1 protein-coding gene and 1 pseudogene are annotated in these 1,958 nt (G+C 65.7%); one reads left to right on the forward strand and one right to left on the reverse strand.

Features of this window, described 5'->3' with window-relative positions; translation table 11 throughout:
- Window positions 1-70 precede the first annotated feature (70 nt).
- Window positions 71-613 (forward strand): annotated as a pseudogene (locus ABT130_RS47495) (helix-turn-helix domain-containing protein); the annotation flags it as partial.
- 410 nt (window positions 614-1,023) lie between these two features.
- On the opposite strand, the gene ABT130_RS47500 reads toward ABT130_RS47495, so the two are convergent.
- The gene (locus tag ABT130_RS47500) at window positions 1,024-1,596 is read right to left on the reverse strand and encodes a hypothetical protein (RefSeq protein WP_350966487.1); all 573 of its coding nucleotides are present in this window, start codon (window positions 1,594-1,596) and stop codon (window positions 1,024-1,026) included.
- Window positions 1,597-1,958 lie beyond the last annotated feature (362 nt).

Here is a 1,958-nt window from a genome sequence, read left to right on the forward strand (position 1 = left end):
TTTGGCATAAGGAAGGGCTTCCGGGTTCGTATGGATTGCGACATCTACCCCGTGAACCAGAAAGCCCTTCATGCTCCACCGTAACGCCCCACTGTCCGAGCTCGGACGGCTGCGCCTGGCCCGCTGTGTCGTCGAGGATGGCTGGCCGCTGCGCCGTGCCGCCGAGCGCTTCCAGGTCGCCCCCACCACCGCCAAACGCTGGGCCGACCGCTACCGCGCGCACGGCCCGGCCGGCATGCACGACCGGCCCAGCCGCCCGCACCACAGCCCCCGACGCACCCCCACCCGCACCGAACGACGCATCATCAAAGTCCGTTTCCTACGCCGGTGGGGACCGCGCCACCGGCCGAGCGATCCGCCGCTACGAACACCCCGCCCCCGGCGACCTGATCCACGTCGACATCAAGAAGCTCGGCAACATCCCCGACGGCGGCGGACACCGCGCGCACGGCCGGGCCATCGGCGGACGCCACAGCGCCGCTCACCGCGACCCCACCCGCCGCGGACCACACCCGGCCGCGCCAACCTCGGCTACGGCTACCTGCACAACGCTGTCGACGACCACTCCCGCCTGGCCTACACCGAGATCATGCCCGACGAGAGCAAAAACAGCGAGAAGTGACGCGAGACGCCAGCAAGCGTAATCCCTGTTCATCCCCATGATCGAGATGTTTTCGCAGGTGGCCTGATCATGCCTCGGAGATCACCCAGATCTACGAGGGCAGGGCACACTCAGGGCACATGGGCACGAGAAACAGCGCGAAACGATGAGAACCAGTGAATGCCAAAAGCCCAGCTCAGAACGCCTTCTAGGAGATCGCCGCAGGTCAGTCGTCACGGCGGATCAGATCTCGATATTCTGAGCCGCCAGGCCTCTGAATTACGGTGATTTCGCTGCCCGGAACCTTCGAAGCACCCCACCGGAAAACGCAGGGCACATCACATGACTGTTCGGACGCCCTCTAGTTCGTTATGTGGACGACCGGCGATGAGGCCGCGCGGCTCTCGGACCGGTTCGACGGCTCACACGTCGTCAGGGCCGAAGGGTGGGAAATAAGGCTCGCTGAGGCGGGTGACCCGAAGGCCGAGGGTCCGCGCGGCAGCGATATCGACGTCGACCTCCGCGTGCAGAACGAGCTCGGCGAGGTGATCGAGGGGTGGCAACGACCCGAAGTCGCCATGCGCCAGAGCGAGAGATCTCAGGCCCACGATGTCCTGCAGGCCCGACAAGTCCTCCACATCTACATTCGACAAGATGAGTCGGCGAACGCGGGTTCCGCTCAACTGCCTCACATCCACCCCGGCGGGGCCGCCCAACTGGAGCAGCTGCCACGACCGGCCCGTCAAAGGTCCCAGATCCATGCCGTTCTCGTCCCACAGCAGCGCCTGCGTCACGGCCGGCAGCGACCTGACGGGCTCGAACGTCCCCACCCACTCGAAGTCGGTGGTGAGGCGGCGTCGACGCAGGATCGGACCCGCGGGCGGGGGCGTGAGGGTGTCGGAGCCGCACAACACCCGCCGCCACACCGGTGAGAGATTGATCCAGAACTCTTCCCAGACGTCGTCCGTGACGAACGCGCTCTCGCTGTCGGTCATCAGTGCCTTCCTTGTCCCACCACATCATCGGACGGTGCCGGCTTACCCCTGGGCTTCCCCCTCGTACCGTGGAGACCTGGCCTATGAAGGGGTCAGGCGTGAGAGACCAGACGCAGGTGGATTGGCTCATCGTGACAGGCGTCATCCGCAGTATCCAGTGCGAGTAGTACGAACGGGGAGGCATCCTGGACTATGGTGGCTCGCCCGCGATGGGGGAGGCTTTCACTACGGGGATGCTGCTGGCGGTTCCGGTTCTGGCCGTGCAGATGTGGCTGATCGGCTTCGGAATCCGACGACTTCGGAGCGGGCCAGGCTCGCCCGTCGGAGAAAGACGTTCGCGGCATGGAAGCCGCAGGCGTGGC

Origin of the sequence: Streptosporangium sp. NPDC001681, from assembly GCF_040298085.1 — a bacterium.
GTDB lineage: Bacteria > Actinomycetota > Actinomycetes > Streptosporangiales > Streptosporangiaceae > Streptosporangium.